The sequence below is a fragment of the Saccharopolyspora sp. ASAGF58 genome (assembly GCF_012277335.1).
In the GTDB taxonomy this organism is placed as follows: domain Bacteria; phylum Actinomycetota; class Actinomycetes; order Mycobacteriales; family Pseudonocardiaceae; genus Saccharopolyspora; species Saccharopolyspora hattusasensis.
The window spans coordinates 489,607-506,873 of record NZ_CP040605.1 but is presented as its reverse complement, the minus strand read 5'-3'; the positions used below and the strand labels follow the sequence as shown (position 1 = coordinate 506,873).

Annotated in this window: 14 protein-coding genes; 8 read left to right on the top strand and 6 right to left on the bottom strand. The window is 69.7% G+C overall.

Features of this window, described 5'->3' with window-relative positions; translation table 11 throughout:
* Positions 1 to 36: 36 nt before the first annotated feature.
* Positions 37 to 1,437, top strand: coding sequence for an ATP-binding protein (locus FDZ84_RS02080; RefSeq protein WP_168584465.1), 1,401 nt, complete (start codon positions 37 to 39; stop codon positions 1,435 to 1,437).
* Positions 1,437 to 3,395 carry a VWA domain-containing protein gene (locus tag FDZ84_RS02075; RefSeq protein ID WP_168584464.1) on the top strand — a complete coding sequence of 653 codons (1,959 nt, stop codon included), beginning with the start codon at positions 1,437 to 1,439 and terminating at the stop codon, positions 3,393 to 3,395. The genes FDZ84_RS02080 and FDZ84_RS02075 overlap by 1 nt, the downstream gene beginning before the upstream one ends.
* Positions 3,396 to 3,470: 75 nt before the next feature.
* Here the strand turns inward: FDZ84_RS02075 and FDZ84_RS38480 are convergent, their stop codons facing one another.
* A complete protein-coding gene (locus FDZ84_RS38480; RefSeq protein WP_246868734.1) occupies positions 3,471 to 3,611 on the bottom strand; it encodes a hypothetical protein in 141 nt (46 codons plus the stop codon).
* An 11-nt stretch (positions 3,612 to 3,622) separates the two neighbouring features.
* Positions 3,623 to 3,754 (bottom strand): hypothetical protein, encoded by a 132-nt coding sequence (locus FDZ84_RS39910; RefSeq protein ID WP_256413651.1) that lies wholly within the window; start codon positions 3,752 to 3,754, stop codon positions 3,623 to 3,625.
* Positions 3,755 to 3,901: 147 nt separating this feature from the next.
* Here FDZ84_RS39910 and FDZ84_RS02065 point away from each other — a divergent pair, with 147 nt between their 5' ends.
* From FDZ84_RS02065 to FDZ84_RS37605, 3 genes are read left to right on the top strand one after another with little or no spacing between them, the layout of a single operon-like run.
* A complete protein-coding gene (locus FDZ84_RS02065) occupies positions 3,902 to 4,750 on the top strand; it encodes a helix-turn-helix transcriptional regulator (RefSeq protein WP_168584463.1) in 849 nt (282 codons plus the stop codon).
* 13 nt (positions 4,751 to 4,763) lie between these two features.
* A complete protein-coding gene (locus tag FDZ84_RS02060; protein WP_168584462.1) occupies positions 4,764 to 5,030 on the top strand; it encodes a DUF397 domain-containing protein in 267 nt (88 codons plus the stop codon).
* A gap of 3 nt (positions 5,031 to 5,033) precedes the next feature.
* Positions 5,034 to 5,249 (top strand): hypothetical protein, encoded by a 216-nt coding sequence (locus FDZ84_RS37605; RefSeq protein WP_210435396.1) that lies wholly within the window; start codon positions 5,034 to 5,036, stop codon positions 5,247 to 5,249.
* A gap of 56 nt (positions 5,250 to 5,305) precedes the next feature.
* Here the strand turns inward: FDZ84_RS37605 and FDZ84_RS02050 are convergent, their stop codons facing one another.
* From FDZ84_RS02050 to FDZ84_RS02040, 3 genes are read right to left on the bottom strand one after another with little or no spacing between them, the layout of a single operon-like run.
* Positions 5,306 to 6,205, bottom strand: a complete 900-nt coding sequence (locus tag FDZ84_RS02050) for a glycine betaine ABC transporter substrate-binding protein (protein ID WP_168584461.1) — start codon at positions 6,203 to 6,205, stop codon at positions 5,306 to 5,308.
* 26 nt (positions 6,206 to 6,231) lie between these two features.
* Entirely contained in the window at positions 6,232 to 7,128 is an 897-nt protein-coding gene (locus FDZ84_RS02045; RefSeq protein ID WP_168589733.1) for a proline/glycine betaine ABC transporter permease, read from the bottom strand.
* Positions 7,121 to 8,176: a glycine betaine/L-proline ABC transporter ATP-binding protein gene (locus tag FDZ84_RS02040; protein ID WP_168589732.1), complete on the bottom strand. Its 1,056-nt coding sequence runs from the start codon at positions 8,174 to 8,176 to the stop codon at positions 7,121 to 7,123. The genes FDZ84_RS02045 and FDZ84_RS02040 overlap by 8 nt, the downstream gene beginning before the upstream one ends.
* Positions 8,177 to 8,729: 553 nt before the next feature.
* Between FDZ84_RS02040 and mshC the strand changes: the two genes are divergently transcribed.
* Entirely contained in the window at positions 8,730 to 9,965 is a 1,236-nt protein-coding gene (gene mshC, locus FDZ84_RS02035) for a cysteine--1-D-myo-inosityl 2-amino-2-deoxy-alpha-D-glucopyranoside ligase (RefSeq protein ID WP_168584460.1), read from the top strand.
* A gap of 86 nt (positions 9,966 to 10,051) precedes the next feature.
* On the opposite strand, the gene FDZ84_RS02030 is transcribed toward mshC, so the two are convergent.
* Positions 10,052 to 10,939 (bottom strand): PAC2 family protein, encoded by an 888-nt coding sequence (locus FDZ84_RS02030; protein ID WP_168584459.1) that lies wholly within the window; start codon positions 10,937 to 10,939, stop codon positions 10,052 to 10,054.
* A 312-nt stretch (positions 10,940 to 11,251) separates the two neighbouring features.
* Here FDZ84_RS02030 and FDZ84_RS02025 point away from each other — a divergent pair, with 312 nt between their 5' ends.
* Both FDZ84_RS02025 and metH read left to right on the top strand, forming a co-directional pair.
* Positions 11,252 to 13,621 carry a lysylphosphatidylglycerol synthase domain-containing protein gene (locus FDZ84_RS02025; RefSeq protein WP_168584458.1) on the top strand — a complete coding sequence of 790 codons (2,370 nt, stop codon included), beginning with the start codon at positions 11,252 to 11,254 and terminating at the stop codon, positions 13,619 to 13,621.
* Between the two features lie 61 nt (positions 13,622 to 13,682).
* Positions 13,683 to 17,228 (top strand): methionine synthase, encoded by a 3,546-nt coding sequence (gene metH, locus FDZ84_RS02020; protein WP_168584457.1) that lies wholly within the window; start codon positions 13,683 to 13,685, stop codon positions 17,226 to 17,228.
* The last annotated feature ends 39 nt before the right edge of the window (positions 17,229 to 17,267 follow it).

Genomic DNA, 17,267 nt, shown 5'->3' with positions numbered 1-17,267 from the left:
CAGCGCTTGTCGGTTCCTGCCGGTAGCGTCGGGGGCGTGACGACCCCGACTCAACCCGAAGGGCTGCCCCGCACGGTAGGGGAGCTGCGGTCCAGCGGCCACGCCCCGTGTAGCGTCAAGGCCGAGCTGCGCGCCAACCTGCTGACCGCGCTGCGCTCCGGCCGGGCGCTGTGGCCCGGCATCGTCGGATTCGACCAGACCGTGCTGCCGCAGCTGGAACGCGCCCTGATCGCCGGGCACGACGTCGTGCTGCTCGGGGAGCGCGGCCAGGGCAAGACGCGGCTGCTGCGCAGCCTCGTCGAACTGCTGGACGAGTGGACGCCGGTGATCGAGGGCTCGGAACTCGGCGAACACCCGCTGCAGCCGATCACGCCGGCCTCCCGCCGTCGCGCCGTGGAGCTCGGCGACGACCTGCCGGTGGCCTGGCGGCACCGCAGCGAGCGGTACGTGGAGAAGCTGGCCACCCCGGACACCTCGGTCGGCGACCTGGTCGGCGACGTGGACCCGGTGAAGGTCGCCGAGGGCCGCTCGCTGGGCGACCCGGAGACGATCCACTTCGGACTCGTGCCCCGCGCGCACCGCGGCATCGTCACCGTCAACGAGCTGCCCGACCTGGCCGAGCGGATCCAGGTGGCGCTGCTGAACGTGATGGAGGAGCGGGACATCCAGATCCGCGGCTACAGCCTGCGGCTGCCGCTGGACGTGCTACTGGTCGCCACCGCCAACCCCGAGGACTACACGAACCGGGGCCGGATCATCACGCCGCTGAAGGACCGCTTCGGCGCGGAGATCCGCACCCACTATCCGCTGGACGTCGACGACGAGGTGTCGTTGGTGCGCCAGGAGGCGGACCTGCCGGCCGAGGTCGGCGACCACTTGCTGGAGGTGCTCGCCCGCTTCGTCGGCCACCTGCGCGAATCCGCCGCGGTCGACCAGCGCTCCGGGGTGTCGGCCCGGTTCGCCATCGCCGCCGCCGAGACCGTCTCGGCCGCCGCGCTGCACCGGTCCGCAGTGACCGGCGAGCACCCGGCGGTGGCGCGGCCGGTCGACCTGGCGGCGGTGCCCGCCGTGCTGCGCGGCAAGATCGAGTTCGAGGCGGGCGAGGAGGGCCGCGAGGACGAGCTGCTGGGCTACCTGCTGCGGCGCTCCGTGGCCGACACCGCCCGCGGCCTGTTCGCCGGGCTGGACCTGCAGTCGCTGGCCCGGGCCGTCGTCGACGGGCACCCGGTGGCCACCGGTGAGCGCGTCGCGGGGCGCGACGTCCTCACCGCGCTGCCGGAGCTGCCGGTGTTGCACCAGGTCGCCGAGCGGCTCGGGGTGCGCGCCGGGGACCCGCCGGGGCGCATCGCCAGCGCCGTCGAGCTGGCGCTGGAGTCGCTGTACCTGGCGAAGCGGCTCGGCAAGGACGCCGATGACGACCGGTCGGTGTACAGCTGATGAGCCGCCGGTTCCGGTACAACGCGTGGCACGGCGGGGCGGATCCCCTGACGCCGCCGGTGGATCTGCGCGCGGCACTGGACCAGATCGGCCGCGATGTCATGGAAGGCGCTTCGCCGCGCTCCGCGCTGGAGGAGCTGCTGCGCACCGGCACCCGCGACGCCGCCGGTCTCGACGAGCTCACCCGGCGGTTGTGGCAGCGGCGCAGCGAGATGCAGCGGCGGCACCGGCTCGACGGGACGATCTCCGAGGTCCGCCGGCTGCTGGACCGCGCGCTGGAGCAGGAGCGGCTGGCGCTTGCGGCCGACACCAGCGAGGACGCGCGGTTCCGCGAGCTGCAGCTGGACGCGCTGCCGCCGGACGTCGCGGGTCAGGTCTCGGAGCTGGCGAACTACGACTGGCGGTCGTCGGATGCGCGGGAGACCTTCGAGGAGATCCGGCAGATGCTGGGCACCGAGTTCCTCGAACAGCGCTTCCAGGGCATGAAGCAGGCGATGCAGCAGGTCACGCCCGAGGACGTCGAGCGGGTGCGGCAAATGCTCGACGACCTCTCGGTGCTGCTGGCCGCGCACGCCCGCGGGGACTCCGGCATCCAGCAGAAGTTCGAGCAGTTCATGGCCACCCACGGCGAGTTCTTCCCGGAGAACCCGCGCAACGTCGACGAGCTCATCGACGCGCTGGCGGCCCGCTCGGCGGCCGCGCAGCGGCTGCTGAACTCCATGAGCGAGCAGCAGCGCGCCGAGTTGATGTCGCTGTCCCAGCAGGCCTTCGGCGACCCGCGCATCGCCCAGGCGTTGCAGCGGCTCGACAGGCAGCTGCAGGGGTTGCGGCCCGGCGAGGACTGGACGGGCCGGGCGCGGTTCCGCGGCGACCAGCCGATGGGGCTGGCCGAGGCAACGGCGGCGATGGCCGAGCTCGGTGAGCTGGACCGGCTGGCGGAGCAGCTCGGGCAGGCCTATCCGGGCGCGAGCCTGGAGGACATCGACCTGGAGGCGCTGGAGCGGCAGCTCGGCCCGCAGGCCGTCGTCGATGCGCAGCGGCTGTCGGAGATCGAGCAGCAGTTGCGGCAGCAGGGACTGCTGCAACGGGCACCCGATGGCAGCTTGCGGCTGTCGCCGCGCGCCCTGCGCCGGCTCGGGGAGACCGCGCTGCGCTCGGTGATCTCGCAGCTCCGGTCGCGGCGCGGCGAGCGCGATACCGACCGCGCGGGCGCGGCGGGGGAGCTGACCGGCACCACGCGGCCGTGGACCTACGGCGACGCGGAGCCGTGGGACGCCGTCCGTACGGTGCGCAACGCCCTGCTGCGGCGCGCGGCGGAGGGGCCGGATTCGGCGCAGCTGGACATCTCGGACCTGGAGGTGGCCGAGACCGAGCAGCGTTCGCGCGCGGCGGTGGTGCTCTGCGTGGACACGTCGTGGTCGATGGTGCAGGACGGCCGCTGGGTGCCGATGAAGCGCACCGCCCTCGCGCTGCACCACCTGGTCGCGACCCGGTACCGCTCGGACGCGCTGCAACTGGTGACCTTCGGACGCTATGCGTCCACTGTGGACGTCGGTGAACTCGCTGCGCTGGAAGGGGTTTGGGAGCAGGGCACGAACCTGCACCACGCGCTGTTGCTCGCGGGCCGCCACCTGCGCCGCCACCCGGACGCCCAGCCGGTCGTGCTGGTGGTGACCGACGGCGAGCCCACCGCCCACCTCGAACCCGACGGCGAGGCGGTGTTCCAGTACCCGCCGACGCGGCACACCCTGCAGGTCACCCTGTCCGAAGTGGACGCCCTGCGCCGCCTGGGCGCCACGCTGAGCGTCTTCATGCTCGGCGAGGACCCCCGCCTGGAGGCTTTCGTGGACATCGTGGCCCGCCGCGGCGGCGGCCGGGTCCTGGCACCCACCCCGGACGGCCTCGGCGCGGCGGTCGTCGGCGACTACCTCCGCACCAAGCGCCGCCGGGGTGCATGACGGCGATTTCGCGCGAAATCGCCACTTCCCGTGAGGGGCAGGTGTCGATTTCGCGCGAAATCGCCATCCCAGGAGCTAGGGGTAGACGAGGCGGACCTCGGCGGTGTGGGCGAACGTCTCGGCGGCGCGGGTGGGGGAGCAGAAGGAGCCACGGCCGCGACCATCGATGCTGACGACCTCGGCGCGGTCGCCGAAGGCGAGTCCCCAGGCGAGCACCCGGCCCTCGGTCAGTTCCCACTCGTCGTCATCCCGCTCGAGCTCGCACAGCGCGAAAAGCTTGGGGGCGCGCTGGATTCCTCGCGCACGAGCGCGTATTCCTCGGGCTCGGGCGCCCAGATGTCGGGTTCGGTGTTGTTCATCAGACCTCCCTGGGGCTCGTGAAATCGATCACTTACGACAGTAGCTAGAAATCTAGGTGTGTCCATTACCGAACTGGGTGGTGTCGACGTTGACCCTTGTCGTGCAGGGCAGACTGTGCGGTGGTCCCGAGAGGTGTGGAGGTACGAGTGGCTGGACGAGGTGACCCGTCGGCGCTGCGCTGGTTGATCGGCGTCGAGCTGGCGAGGTACCGGAAACGCGCCGGACAAACGCTGGCCAATGCGGCGAAGGCGATCGGGTGCTCGACAAGCCTGGTCGGCCACTTTGAGAAGGGCATGTACTTCCCGCAACCAGAACAGATCGCGGGCCTGCTGGAGTTCTACGGCGCCCCGGCTTGGGAGGTTGACCGGCTGACGTCGTTGTGCGGCCGAGCGGATCAACGTTCGTGGCTCGCGCCATGGATCGACGTGATCCCGGATTGGCTGAGCACCTTCGTCGGGCTGGAAGGCTTGGCCGAATCAGAATTTGCGTACCAGCCGATGGTTCTTCCGGGGCTGGTACAGACGGAGGACTACGCTCAGGCACTCACTTCCGCATCTGGGTTCGTAGGCCAGAACCATAACGAGCGTTTCGTTTCCTTCCGCATTGCACGTGCTCGACGTCTGACCGAATCTGAGCCGCTGAAGCTTCACGTCGTCGTCGGAGAATCAGCGCTGCGTTTGGCCGTTGGAACACCAGAGTGCCGCTTGGCTCAGTACGAGCACTTGATCGAACTGGCGCAACGACCGAGTATCACCTTCCAGGTGCTTCGACCTGAGTGTGGTCCGCACGATGCGGGCGGTACAGGTCAGTTCTTGGTGCTCACGTTCGCTGAAGCGCGACCAGTCGCATACCTCGAACACCTGGATGGAGCAATCTACGTCCAAGATCCCGATGACGTGCGGACCTATACACTGGTTGCGGAAAGCCTGCAACACGTCGCGCTTGAACCAGCCAAATCGGTGGAATTCGTGAAAGCGTTGATGTCCGAGACGTAACCGGAGGGACACCGTGTCTGCCCCAGTCTGGAGAAAGTCGAGCTACAGCGCGAACAACGGAGTCTGTGTCGAGGTTGCGTTCGCGACCGCCGATGCAGCTGACTGGCGGAAGTCCAGTTACAGCGCTAACAACGGCGAATGCGTCGAGGTCGCCTTGGCTGACGAGGTTGTCGGGGCTCGGGACTCGAAGAATCCTGGTGGGCCGGAGATTTGGTTCGGTGGGGCTCGGTGGGGGAGCTTCGTCGCCGCCGTCAGGGCCGGGCGGTTCGACCTCGCGTGACCGATGATCCGCTCCGCGGTGAAGTTGCGGCCCTATGGCAGTAGTGGCGATTTCGCGCGAAATCGCCACTCGCCACGCCTGGAAGGTGGCGATTTCGCGCGAAATCGCCCGATCCACCTGCCGCGCGCGATCAAGGCGCACTACGACCGGGCCATCGCCGCGGGCCGGGGCGGGGACAACTGGACCCGCCTGATCGACGGAATCCGGAATCCCCGGTAGCAGCAACGCGAAAGGCCGGTGGTCACGCCCACCGGCCTTTCGCTCGCGGTTTTTGCTCAGGGGGTGAAGAAGTTGGCCACCACGGCCTGGTTCTCCGACACCCACTTCCGTGCGGCGTCGTCCTCCTTGCCCTTCTCGGCGCTGTTGATCGCGTTCTCCAGCGACGCGAGCTGGGCGTCGTCCAGCTTGAACTTCTTCACCATGTCGGTGACCTCGGGGAAGTCCTGGCTGAAGTTCTTGCGGCCGATCGCGTGGACTTGCTCCGCCTTGCCCATCGCGCCCAGCGGGTCCTGCAGGTCCTTGATCGGGTACCGGGCGTACGCCCAGTGCGGGTGCCACAGCGTGACCACGATCGGCTTCTGATCCTTGGTCGCCTTCTCCAGGGAGGCCAGCATCGCGGTCGTCGACGAGGTCTGCAGGGTGTACTCGCCGCCGAGCCCGTAGGCCGGGATCGCGCTGTCCTTGGTGATGCGGGTAAGCCCGGCGCCCGGGTCGATGCCGGTGATCACGCCGTTGAACTCCGGGCCCCTGCCCTTGAGGTCGGCGATCGAGTTCACGTCCGTCATGTACTTGGGCACCGCTATGGTCAGCGTCGCCTGGTCGTACCAGACGTTGAGGTCCTCCAGCTGCGGGCCGTACTGCTTCCAGTAGTCGGCGTGCGTCTGGGGCAGCCAACCGTCCAGGAACAGGTCGATGTTGCCCTGCGCGAGCCCGGCGTACATCGGGCCGGCCTCCAGCTCCTGGGTGTTGACCTTGTAGCCCTTCTGCTCCAGCAACACCTTGTAGAGGTGGGTGACCGCGATGTCCTCGTCCCACGCGATGAAGCCGATGTTGATCGCCTTCGCCTGCTGGCCGGTCTGCGCCGAGCGACCGCCGCATCCCGCGGCCACCGCCACCAGGGCGACCAGTGCGGCGAGGAGAGCGAGAAGGCGTCTTGATCTTCTTCCGGTGAACATTCCTGCCCTGCCTTTCTGCGAAAACCTCATCCGGTCGGGGCCGCCTTGCGCTCCGCCCGCGCGACCGGCGAGCGGTCCGACAGCACGGCGGTGATCCGGTCCAGGTAGACCGCGAGGATCACCACCGACAGGCCGGCCTCGAAGCCGAGGCTGAGCTGGACCCGGGTGACCGCCTGGTAGATGTCGGTGCCCAGGCCCTGGGCACCGACCATGCCGGCGATGACCACCATCGACAGCGACAGCATGATCACCTGGTTGATGCCCGCCATGATCGACGGCATCGCCAGCGGGAGCTGGATGCCGGTGAGGATCTTGCGCTCGGGGGCGCCGAATGCCTCACCTGCCTCGACGACCTCCTTGTCCACCTGCCGGATGCCCAGTTCGGTGAGCCGGACTCCCGGTGGCAGCGCGAAGACCACGGTCGCGATCACACCCGGCGTCGTCCCGATGTTGAAGAACAGGATTGCCGGGATCAGGTAGACGAAGGCCGGCATGGTCTGCATCAGGTCCAGCACCGGCCGCACGACCATGCTGACCCGCGCGTTGCGCGCCGCCCAGATTCCCAGCGGGATGCCGATCAGCACCGCGATGACGCTGGCCACCAGCACCAGCGACAGGGTCTGCATCGCGGCGGTGAACTCCCGCATGCTCGCGATCAACCCGAAGCCGATCAGGCTGAACAGCGCGAACCGCCAGCTGCGCAGCCACAGCGCCAGCGCCGTGAACACCAGCACCATGACCAGATCGGGCAGGAAGGTCAACGCGTAGTTCAGGCCCGTAACGGCCCCTTCCACCACCAGGATGATGAAGTCGAACACCGGGCCGATGTTGTTGTTCAGCCAGTTGACCAGGCCGGTGAACATGTCACCGATGGGGATCCGCGGCAGCTCGAACTGGGCGGCGGAGAGGAACGCATTAGACATCGGAAGCACTCGCCTCCTCGATCTCGGAGGGTTCGCCGTCGCCGGCCGCCGGAACCTCGCGGCACAGCGCCTTGAACACTGCTGTCGGCGTGACCACGCCGAGCACCCGCTGCTGCTTGTCGACCACGGGGACCGGCACCGCGCGGGCGCTCATCCGGGCGAACAGGTCCGCCATCGGCGTGTCGGCGGGCACCGGATCCTCCCCGGGAGGGGCCGTGGCCTGCGGCTCGACGATGGACGCCGCGGTGAGCACCCGGCTGCGGTCGACGTCCTTGACGAAGGTGGCGACGTAGTCGTCGGCCGGCTCGTTGAGGATCTGCTCGGCGGTGCCGATCTGCACGATCCGCCCCGCCCGCATCATCGCGATGCGGTCGCCGAGCCGCATCGCCTCGTTGAGGTCGTGGGTGATGAAGATGATGGTCTTGCCGAGCTTCGCGTTCAGGTTCAGCAGCTGGTCCTGCATCTCCCGCTTGATCAGCGGGTCCAGCGCGCTGAACGCCTCGTCCATCAGCAGCACGTCGGTCTGGGCGGCCAAGGCGCGGGCGAGTCCGACGCGTTGCCGCATGCCGCCGGAGAGCTGCTGGGGGTAGCGCTCCTCCCATCCCTCCAGGCCGACCAGGCTCAGCGCCTCGCGCGCCTGCTCGTCGGTCTCGGACTTGCTCGCGCCCCGGATCTGCTGGGCGTAGCCGGCGTTGTCCAGCACCGTGCGGTGCGGGAACAGGGCGAAGTGCTGGAACACCATGCTCATCTTCTGTTGGCGCATCGCGCGTAACGCCGGGGCGGACATCCCGGTGATGTCGTCGCCGTCGACGAGCACCTTGCCGGAGGTGGGCGTGAGCAGCCCGTTGAGCATGCGGATCAGCGTCGACTTGCCGGAGCCGGACAGCCCCATCACGACGAAGGTCTCGCCCTCTCCGACTTCGAACGACGCGTCCACCACCGCGGCGGTGGCGCCCACCGCTTTGATCTCTTCCTGGTCGGCTCCCGCCTCCAGGCGGCGAACCAGCTCCGTCGGCTGTGGGCCGAAGATTTTGTAGAGCCGCTCCACGCGTACCGATGTCACCGATCGCCTCCACCTGCTTCGCCGGGCCCGGATGGCGTCACCCGGGTGCCGGGGTCTGCGCGAATTGTCGGTTCTCCGCCCATCAACTCACCGTGTCTCGGATTCGCGTTCGCGTCCTTTCGTTTGGGCCTTGATCATACTTAGAGCGATGTCCATGTCCAGCCATTCGAGTGAAGATCCGATTGCGTTACGACCGCCTGTTTTGACTTTTTAGCCCGGTTAGCTGAGCCGTTGTCGAGCCTCTGACGTGCGAATATTCGACTTCTAAAGGGAATGATCCCACCTCGGCACCGGCGTTGCGAAGTGGCGAATTCGGATGATCGGAATGGGTGGCTATGTGTTGTTTCGTCCGATTTTCCCGATCGGCTAACTGATCTTTTGCCGGGCCTGGATCCGGTTAGTCGTTAACCTAAATATTATTTAGTTCGACGAGATTTTTTCCGCTCGGCGGGTAGTCGGGGTCTCGCTGGTCTTCCCACTATGTGATACGGCGCCCGTCCGGGGCGTCCACTCGCCTCGGACGTTTAAGGTCGGATGCATGCAACCCTGGTCATCGGTTCCCGTGCCTCAGGTGCCGGGCACACCCAGCCCACTGCACCTCTTCGACACCGCCGCCGGTGAGGTCAGGCCTACCGAACCCGGGCCCGTCGCGAGGATGTACGTCTGCGGCATCACGCCGTACGACGCGACCCATCTCGGCCACGCCGCGACGTACCTGGCGTTCGACCTGGTTCACCGGGTTTGGCTGGACAACGGTCACCAGGTGCACTATGTGCAGAACGTCACCGACATCGACGACCCGCTGCTGGAGCGCGCCGAGCGCGACCGAGAGGACTGGATCGTGCTCGCGATGCGCGAGACCGCGCTGTTCCGCGAGGACATGGAGGCGCTGCGGGTGGTGCCGCCGGCCGACTTCGTCGGCGCGGTCGAGTCCATCCCGGAGATCGTCGAGGCGGTCGGCAAGCTGCTGGCCTCGGGTGCGGCCTACCGGGTCGACGGCGAGCACCCCGACATCTACTTCCGGCACCGGGCCTCCGGCAACTTCGGCTACGAGTCCAACTACGACGAAGCGACCATGCGTGCCTTCTTCGCCGAGCGCGGCGGAGACCCCGACCGGCCCGGCAAGGAGCACCCGCTGGACGCGCTGGTGTGGCGGATGGCCCGTGACGGCGAACCGTCCTGGGAGTCCGAGCTCGGCGCCGGCCGGCCGGGCTGGCACCTGGAATGTTCGGTGATCGCGCTGAACCGGCTCGGCCTAGGCTTCGACGTCCAGGGTGGCGGCTCGGACCTGATCTTCCCGCATCACGAGTTCAGCGCCGCGCACGCCGAGTCGCTGACCGGCGAGTTCCCGTTCGCCAAGCACTACGTGCACGCCGGGATGATCGGCCTGAACGGCGAGAAGATGTCGAAGTCCAAGGGCAACCTGGTGTTCGTGTCCCGGCTGCGCGGCGACCGGGTGGACCCGATGGCCATCCGGCTGGCGCTGCTGGACGGGCACTACCGCACCGACCGGTCGTGGACGGAGGACGCGCTGATCAACGGCTCCGCGCGGCTGGCCCGATGGCGGGAGGCCGTCGCGCTGGATGCGGCTCCGGCGGCGGAGCCGGCCGTCGCACGGCTGCGTGAGCGGCTGTCCGACGACCTGGACACCCAGCAGGCGCTGCGCGCGATCGACGCCTGGGCCGACGAGGCGCTGACCTCCGGGGGCTCCGACCGGGGCGCGCCGCAGCAGATCCGTACCGCCGTCGACGCCCTCCTCGGCGCCGAGCTGTGAAACCGTGAGGGACACCCGTGTCCGATTGGCTCGGCTGTCCAATTACGGCCGCGGGTGCCCCTCGCGCTTCACGTGATCGCGTTCGGTCAGCCGGGGCCGGGGCCCAACGGGCCCTTGCCGCCGGGTCCGCCGGGGCCGCGGCGGCGCAGGTAGCGCTCGAACTCCGCCGCGATCGCGTCGCCGCTGGCCTCGGTCAGCTTGACCTCGGCGTCCCCGCGCTCCTCCAGCGCGCGGACGTAGTTGCGGACGTCCTCGTCCTCCTCCGCCATCTCGCTGACGGTCTGCTCCCACTCCTCGGCCTGCTCCGGCAGGTTGCCCAGCGGTACCTCGACGTCGAGCGCGTCCTCGACCCGGTGCAGCAGCGCCAGCGTCGCCTTCGGCGACGGCGGCTGCGAGACGTAGTGCGGTACCGCCGCCCAGAACGAGATCGCCGGGATCCCGGCCTGCACGCAGGCGTCCTGGAAGACCCCGACGATCCCGGTCGGGCCCTCGTAGCGGGAGCGCTCCAGGCCGTACCGAGCCGCCGAGTCGGTGTCGTAGGCCGCACCGCTGACCGGCACCGGCCGGGTGTGCGGAGCGTCCGCGAGCAGTGCTCCGAGGGTGACCACGGTGCGCGCCCCGATCCGCTCGATCTGCTCCACGAGTTCGGCGGAGAACGCCCGCCAGCGCATGTTCGGCTCAATGCCGTGCACCAGCACCACGTCGTGATCGCAGCCCGGCGGGCGGCAGACCGTCAGCCGGGTGGTCGGCCAGGAGACCTGGCGGGTGATGCCGTCCACCAGCTTCACCGTCGGGCGGGTGACCTGGAAGTCGTAGTACGGGTCCGGGTCGATCTCGCTCAACGGTGTCGCGTCCCAGATGAGCTGGAGGTGCTCGATCGCGGAGCTGGCGGCGTCGCCGGCATCGTTCCAGCCCTCAAAACCAGCTATGACGACGGGGTTCGCAAGCTGGGGAAGGTTTTGCTTCTCGCTCACGCGAACCTCCCTACGAAGCTACGGCGCGATCGCGGCGGTTGGGTAAGCCCGCCGCTCCAGCCTTCGAAAGCGCTGACCAAGATCGGATCGGTCAGTTGGGGCAGTTCGGCGCGCGGTTGTTCGGTGTTGTGTGCGTCGCGATCGGTCACGGCGCCAGCCTACGACGCCACGCCGACGCGAGCGCCCGACATCCCTGCACCGCTCGTGACCGGCCGGGCACCACCGGTTGCCGGTTTGACGTGAGGTTTCGCGGGCAAGACCCTTTACCCAAGTCACCGTGGGTGTCAGCGGAGAGGGAACCCCATCCAGCAAGTGGACAGCACCGGATCGTCACCGAGCGAGGGGACTGGGATATCCCCGAAGTCCCGGCTGCGGTTGTCGATCGGCCGCCGCCCCGCGGACCTCGCCAAGCTGCTCGTCGCCGGCGGGCTGCTCACGCTGAGCGTGCTGCTGGTGCTGGTGCCCGCCAACCCCGTCGAGGTCGCGATCTACCAGCAGCTCGAGCGGATCCCGGCGATCTCCGATCCGGTGTGGGTGGTGCTGGTCTGGCTCGGGGGCTGGGCCGGGATCGCCGGGGTGACCGCGGTGGCGATGTACTTCGGCTGGATCCGGGTGGCGCTGCTGTGCGCGGGATCGGGCGCGCTGACCTGGGGCCTCGCCCAGATCATGCACCAGGTGCTGCCCGCCCGGGCGGTGCCGGCGCCGGTCTTCGAGCCGCCGGGCGGATTCCCGTTCCCCTCCAGCGAAGTGGCCATCGTGACGGTGCTGGCCGTGGTCGCCGCGCCCTACCTGGGCGGGCCCGCGCGGCGGGTCGGCTGGGGGCTCACCGTGCTGGTCGGCGTGGCCGTGGTCCACCTGGGTCTCCAGCTGCCGCTGGACACGGTGGGTGGCGCGCTGCTGGGCTGGGGCGTCGGGATGCTCTGCCACCTCGTCTGGGGCGCGCCCGGCCGGAAGGTCTCCGAGAAGGTGATCTTCGGCGAGCTGGAGCTGGCCGGGCTGAAACCGGTCTCGATCATCGCGTTGCGGCACCGGCTGCTGGTGCCGCGCGAGTTCGCGGTGCGGACCGGGGACGGGCGGACGCTGCGGGTGAAGGTGGTGCGGCGGATGAGCCGCCGCGCCGGACCCTGGTACAAGATCAAACGGCTGCTCACGCTGCTCGACGTCCAGGACGAGCCGCGGCTGTCGACCCCGCACCACGAGGTGGAGCACGAGGCCTACGTGACGCTGCTGGCCGAGCGGGCCGGGGTGCGCACCCCGCAGGTCGTGCTGGCTTGCGACGTCAAGCACGCGCCCGCGCTGCTGGTGGTCGGGCAGGTGCGCGGACGCCGGTTGTCGGAGATGCGGGGCGACGACATCGACGACGAGCTGCTGGCGGCGATCTGGGCGCAGCTCGCGGCCCTGGCCGGGGCCCGCATCGCCCACCACGACCTGCGCGCGAAGAACATCCTGGTGGACGACGAGAACCGGCCCTGGCTGCTGAGCTTCACGTTCAGCCACGCGGGCGCGGAAGAGGCGCGCTGCGCCCAGGACCTGGCCGAGGCGATGCTCTCGCTGGCGACGGTGGCCGGCACCGAGCGCACGGTGTCCACCGCGATCCGCGCGCTGCCCGCCGAGCAGCTCGCGGCGGCACTGCGGAACCTGGTCCCGCTGGCGCTGCCCCGGCGGATCAGGAACCAGGCGCCGCACGGCCGCTTCCTGCTGCCCGAACTGCGCGAAGCCCTGGCCGACGGGTTGGGCCTGCCGATCCCGGGGTTCCGCTCGCCGGTCCGCCCGATCACCGTGATCGGCATGCTGCTCATCGCCGCAGCCGTCTACCTGCTGCTCCCGGAGCTGTCCAGCATGGGCGCGGTGCTCACGGCGGTGCAGCACGCGAACTGGGTCTGGTTGGGCGTGGCGGTTGCGACCGGATTCCTGGCGATCCTGGCGTCGTCGGTCTCCGTGCAGGGCTCCAGCCGGGTTCCGCTGCCGTTCTGGCAGACCCTTCTCGTGCAGGTGGCGGCCGCGTTCACCGGGCGCACCACGCCCAGTGGCGCCGGGTTCTTCGGCATCAACGTGGTGTACATGGAGCGGCTCGGGCTGCGGCGGCGGGTGGCGGTCGGGGTGACGCTGCTCAACCAGGCGGGCACCGGGGCGGTGGCGTTCGTCGTGGCCGTGTTCGGGGTGTTCGCGGTCGGCTTGTCCGGGACGTTCACCAACCTCTCGTTCCCGACCGGCTGGCCGGTGGCGGTCGCCGCGGTCGCGGTGCTGGTGGTCGCCGCGGTCGTGGTGGCCTCGCCCTTCGGCCGCCGCCGGATCGCCGCACCGTCGGTGGAGGTCGGGCGCGAACTGCTGGAGACGCTGCGCCACCCGGTGCGCGCGCTCCAGCTGTTCGGCGGCGCGCTGGGCTACCTGGTGGTCTCGGGCCTGGGCCTGGCGGCGTCGCTGGCCGCGCTGCACCCGGACTTCTCGTGGGTGGCGGTGACGCTCGTGTTCATCATCGGCAACACCCTCGGCCACCTGGTGCCCTCGCCTGGCGGCCTCGGCGCCGTCGAGGCGGTGCTGCTCGCGGGCCTCGGCGCCATCGGGGTACCGGCGACCGCGGCGATCACGGCGGTGCTCATCTCCCGCCTGCTCACCTACTGGCTGCCCGTGCTCCCCGGCATACTCGTGTTCCGCTACCTGCAACACCGCGGCGTGATTTGAGTGCCGGGCCGGGTACCACAGTGTGGGAATCCGGTTGGCCGCCGCTCGTACGCTGGTTGGTATGCCGCATTCTCCCTGGTCACCCCTGCTGGAGGCGCTGGAGCGCCGAGTCCTCGTCGCCGACGGCGCGATGGGCACCATGCTGCAGGAGGTGCCGCTGGGCCTCGACGACTTCGCGGGGCTGGAGGGGTGCAACGAGATTCTCAACGCGACCCGCCCGGACGTGGTGCGCGACGTGCACCGCGGGTACCTGGCGGCCGGGGCGGACGCGGTCGAGACCAACACCTTCGGCGCGAACCTGGCCAACCTCGGCGAGTACGGCATCGCCGACCGCATCCGCGAGCTGGCCGAGCGCGGCGCGCAGCTGGCGCGGGAGTGCGCCGACGAGTTCGCCACCGCCGGACAGCCCCGGTTCGTGCTGGGCGCGATGGGGCCGGGCACCAAGCTGCCGACGCTGGGGCACGTGGGCTTCGAGGCGCTGCGCGACGCCTACGAGGAGCAGACCCTCGGCATGCTCGACGGCGGGATCGACGCGGTCCTCGTGGAGACCTCGCAGGACCTGTTGCAGACCAAGGCGTCGGTGCTGGCAGCCAAGCGCGGCATGGCGCGGGCCGGGCGGCGGGTGCCGATCATCGCGCAGGTGACGGTGGAGACCACCGGCACGATGCTGCTGGGCACCGAGATCACCGCCGCGCTGACCGCGCTGGAGCCGCTGGGCATCGACCTGATCGGGATGAACTGCGCCACCGGGCCGGCGGAGATGAGCGAGCACCTGCGGCAGCTGGCCAAGCACTCGCGCGTGCCGCTGTCGGTGATGCCCAACGCCGGGCTTCCCGAGCTCGGGCCGAGCGGAGCGGTGTACCCGCTGACCCCGGAGGAGCTGGCCGAGGCGCTCGCCGAGTTCGTCGCGAACTTCGGCGCCCGCCTGGTCGGCGGCTGTTGCGGCACGACCGGCGAGCACATCCGGCAGGTCGTCGAGGCGGTGCGGGAACTGGACCCGCCGCCGCGCGAGCCGCGGCCCGAGCCGGGCGTCAGCTCGCTGTACCAGGCGGTGCCGTTCGACCAGGACGCGTCGGTGCTGGTGATCGGCGAGCGCACGAACGCCAACGGCTCCAAGGCTTTCCGCGAGGCGATGCTGGCCGGTGACTACGACGACTGCGTCGAGATCGCCAAGGCCCAGACCCGCGACGGCGCGCACCTGATCGACCTCTGCGTGGACTACGTGGGCCGCGACGGGACCGCCGACATGGCCGAGCTGGCCGCGCGGCTGGCCACCGCCTCGACGCTGCCGGTGATGCTGGACTCCACCGAGCCGCCGGTGCTGCGCGCCGGACTGGAACGGCTCGGCGGCCGGTGCGTGGTCAACTCTGTCAACTACGAGGACGGCGACGGCCCGGGCTCCCGCTACCGGCGGGTCATGGAGCTGGTCCGCGAGCACGGCGCGGCGGTCGTGGTGATGTGCATCGACGAGGACGGGCAGGCCCGCACGAAGGACTGGAAGCTGCGGGTCGCCAACCGGATCATCGACGACCTGACCGGCAACTGGGGGCTGGCCGAGTCGGACATCATCGTCGACACCTTGACCTTCCCGGTCTCCACCGGCCAGGAGGAGGTGCGCCGCGACGGCATCGAGACCATCGAGGCGATCCGCGAGCTCAAGCGCACGCGCCCGGAAGTCCGCACCACGCTGGGGATTTCGAACGTCTCCTTCGGACTGAACGCGGCGGCCCGGCAGGTGCTGAACTCGGTGTTCCTCAACGAGTGCCGGGAAGCGGGGCTGGACACCGCGATCGTGCACGCCTCGAAGATCCTGCCGATGAACAAGATCCCGGACGAGCAGCGGCAGGTCGCGCTCGACCTGGTCTACGACCGGCGCCGCGACGGCTACGACCCGTTGCAGCGGCTGATGGAGCTTTTCGAGGGCCAGACCGCGAAGTCCAGCCGGGCCTCGCGCGCCGAGGAACTCGCGGCGCTGCCGCTGTTCGAACGGCTGGAGCGGCGGATCGTCGACGGCGAGCGCAACGGGCTCGAAGCGGATCTGGACGCGGCGATGGCGGCGAAGCCGCCGCTGGAGATCATCAACGAGAACCTGCTGGCCGGCATGAAGGTCGTGGGCGAGTTGTTCGGTTCCGGGCAGATGCAGCTGCCGTTCGTGCTGCAGTCCGCCGAGGTCATGAAGGCCGCGGTCGCCTACCTGGAGCCGCACATGGAGAAGGACTCCGCCGCGGGCAAGGGAACCCTGGTGCTGGCCACGGTCAAGGGCGACGTGCACGACATCGGCAAGAACCTGGTCGACATCATCGTGTCCAACAACGGGTACAACGTGGTCAACCTGGGCATCAAGCAGCCGATCGGCACCATCCTGGACAGCGCGCGGCAGCACGACGCGGACGCCATCGGCATGTCCGGGCTGCTGGTGAAGTCCACGGTGATCATGAAGGAGAACCTGGCGGAGATCAACGCCAGGGGAGTGGCCGAGGCGTTCCCGGTGCTGCTCGGCGGCGCGGCGCTGACCCGGTCCTATGTGGAGAGCGACCTCGACGAGCTGTACGAGGGCGAGGTGCGTTACGCCCGCGACGCCTTCGAGGGCCTGCGGCTGATGGACTCCATCATGGCCCGCAAGCGCGGCGGCGTGGTGGCCCCGGACCCGGCCGAGGAGGCGAAGAAGGCCGAGCGCAAGGCCCGCCGGGAACGGTCGCTGCGGATCGCCGAGAAGCGCAAGGCAGCGGTGGCGGAGCCCGCGCCGGTGAGCCGCTCGGACGTGGCCGCCGACGTTCCGGTGCCGACGCCGCCGTTCTGGGGACGGCGCGAGGTGCGCGGCGTGCCGGTCGGCGAGTACGCCGCCTACCTGGACGAGCGGGCCACGTTCTTCGGCCAGTGGGGGCTGCGCGGCGCGAAAGGCGGTCCGTCCTACGAAGAACTGGTCGAGTCCGAGGGGCGCCCCCGGCTGCGGTACTGGATGGACGCGCTCGCCACCGAGGGGATCCTGCAGCACGCGGCGGTGGTCTACGGCTACTTCCCGTGCGTGTCCGAGGGCGACGACCTGGTCGTGCTGGACAAGGACGAGGCGGACGCGCCGGAGCGCTGCCGCTTCACCTTCCCCCGGCAGGCCCGCGACCGGCACCTGTGCCTCGCGGACTTCTTCCGCTCGCGGGAGCGCGCCGAGGAGTCCGGGCAGGTGGACGTGCTGCCGTTGCAGCTGGTCACGATGGGCCAGCCGATCGCGGATCACGCCAACGAGCTGTTCGCCCGCAACGCCTACCGCGACTACCTGGAGATCCACGGCCTCGGGGTGCAGCTCACCGAGGCGCTGGCGGAGTACTGGCACCGCCGCGTCCGCCAGGAACTGCTGTTCGCCTCCGGCGCCCCGGTGGCGGCGGAAGATCCGTCCACAGTGGAGGAATTCTTCCGGCTCGGCTACCGCGGCGCGCGCTTCTCCCTGGGCTACGGCGCCTGCCCGAACCTGGAGGACCGGGCCAAGATCGTCGATTTGCTGCAACCGGAACGGATCGGCGTGACCCTCTCCGAGGAGTTCCAGCTGCACCCGGAGCAGTCCACCGACGCGATCGTCGCCCACCACCCGGAAGCCAAGTACTTCAACACCTGATCCGACGAGGGATTGGACACTTTCGCTGGGGACGGCCGG

Bases quoted from the DNA above. Each gene is read 5' to 3' on its own strand.
- FDZ84_RS02075 (WP_168584464.1), top strand. From the start codon at position 1,437: ATGAGCCGCCGGTTCCGGTACAACGCGTGGCACGGCGGGGCGGATCCC.
- FDZ84_RS39910 (WP_256413651.1), bottom strand. From the start codon at position 3,754: ATGAACAACACCGAACCCGACATCTGGGCGCCCGAGCCCGAGGAATAC.
- FDZ84_RS37605 (WP_210435396.1), top strand. From the start codon at position 5,034: ATGATCCGCTCCGCGGTGAAGTTGCGGCCCTATGGCAGTAGTGGCGAT.
- FDZ84_RS02050 (WP_168584461.1), bottom strand. From the start codon at position 6,205: ATGTTCACCGGAAGAAGATCAAGACGCCTTCTCGCTCTCCTCGCCGCA.
- FDZ84_RS02045 (WP_168589733.1), bottom strand. From the start codon at position 7,128: ATGTCTAATGCGTTCCTCTCCGCCGCCCAGTTCGAGCTGCCGCGGATC.
- mshC (WP_168584460.1), top strand. From the start codon at position 8,730: ATGCAACCCTGGTCATCGGTTCCCGTGCCTCAGGTGCCGGGCACACCC.
- metH (WP_168584457.1), top strand. From the start codon at position 13,683: ATGCCGCATTCTCCCTGGTCACCCCTGCTGGAGGCGCTGGAGCGCCGA.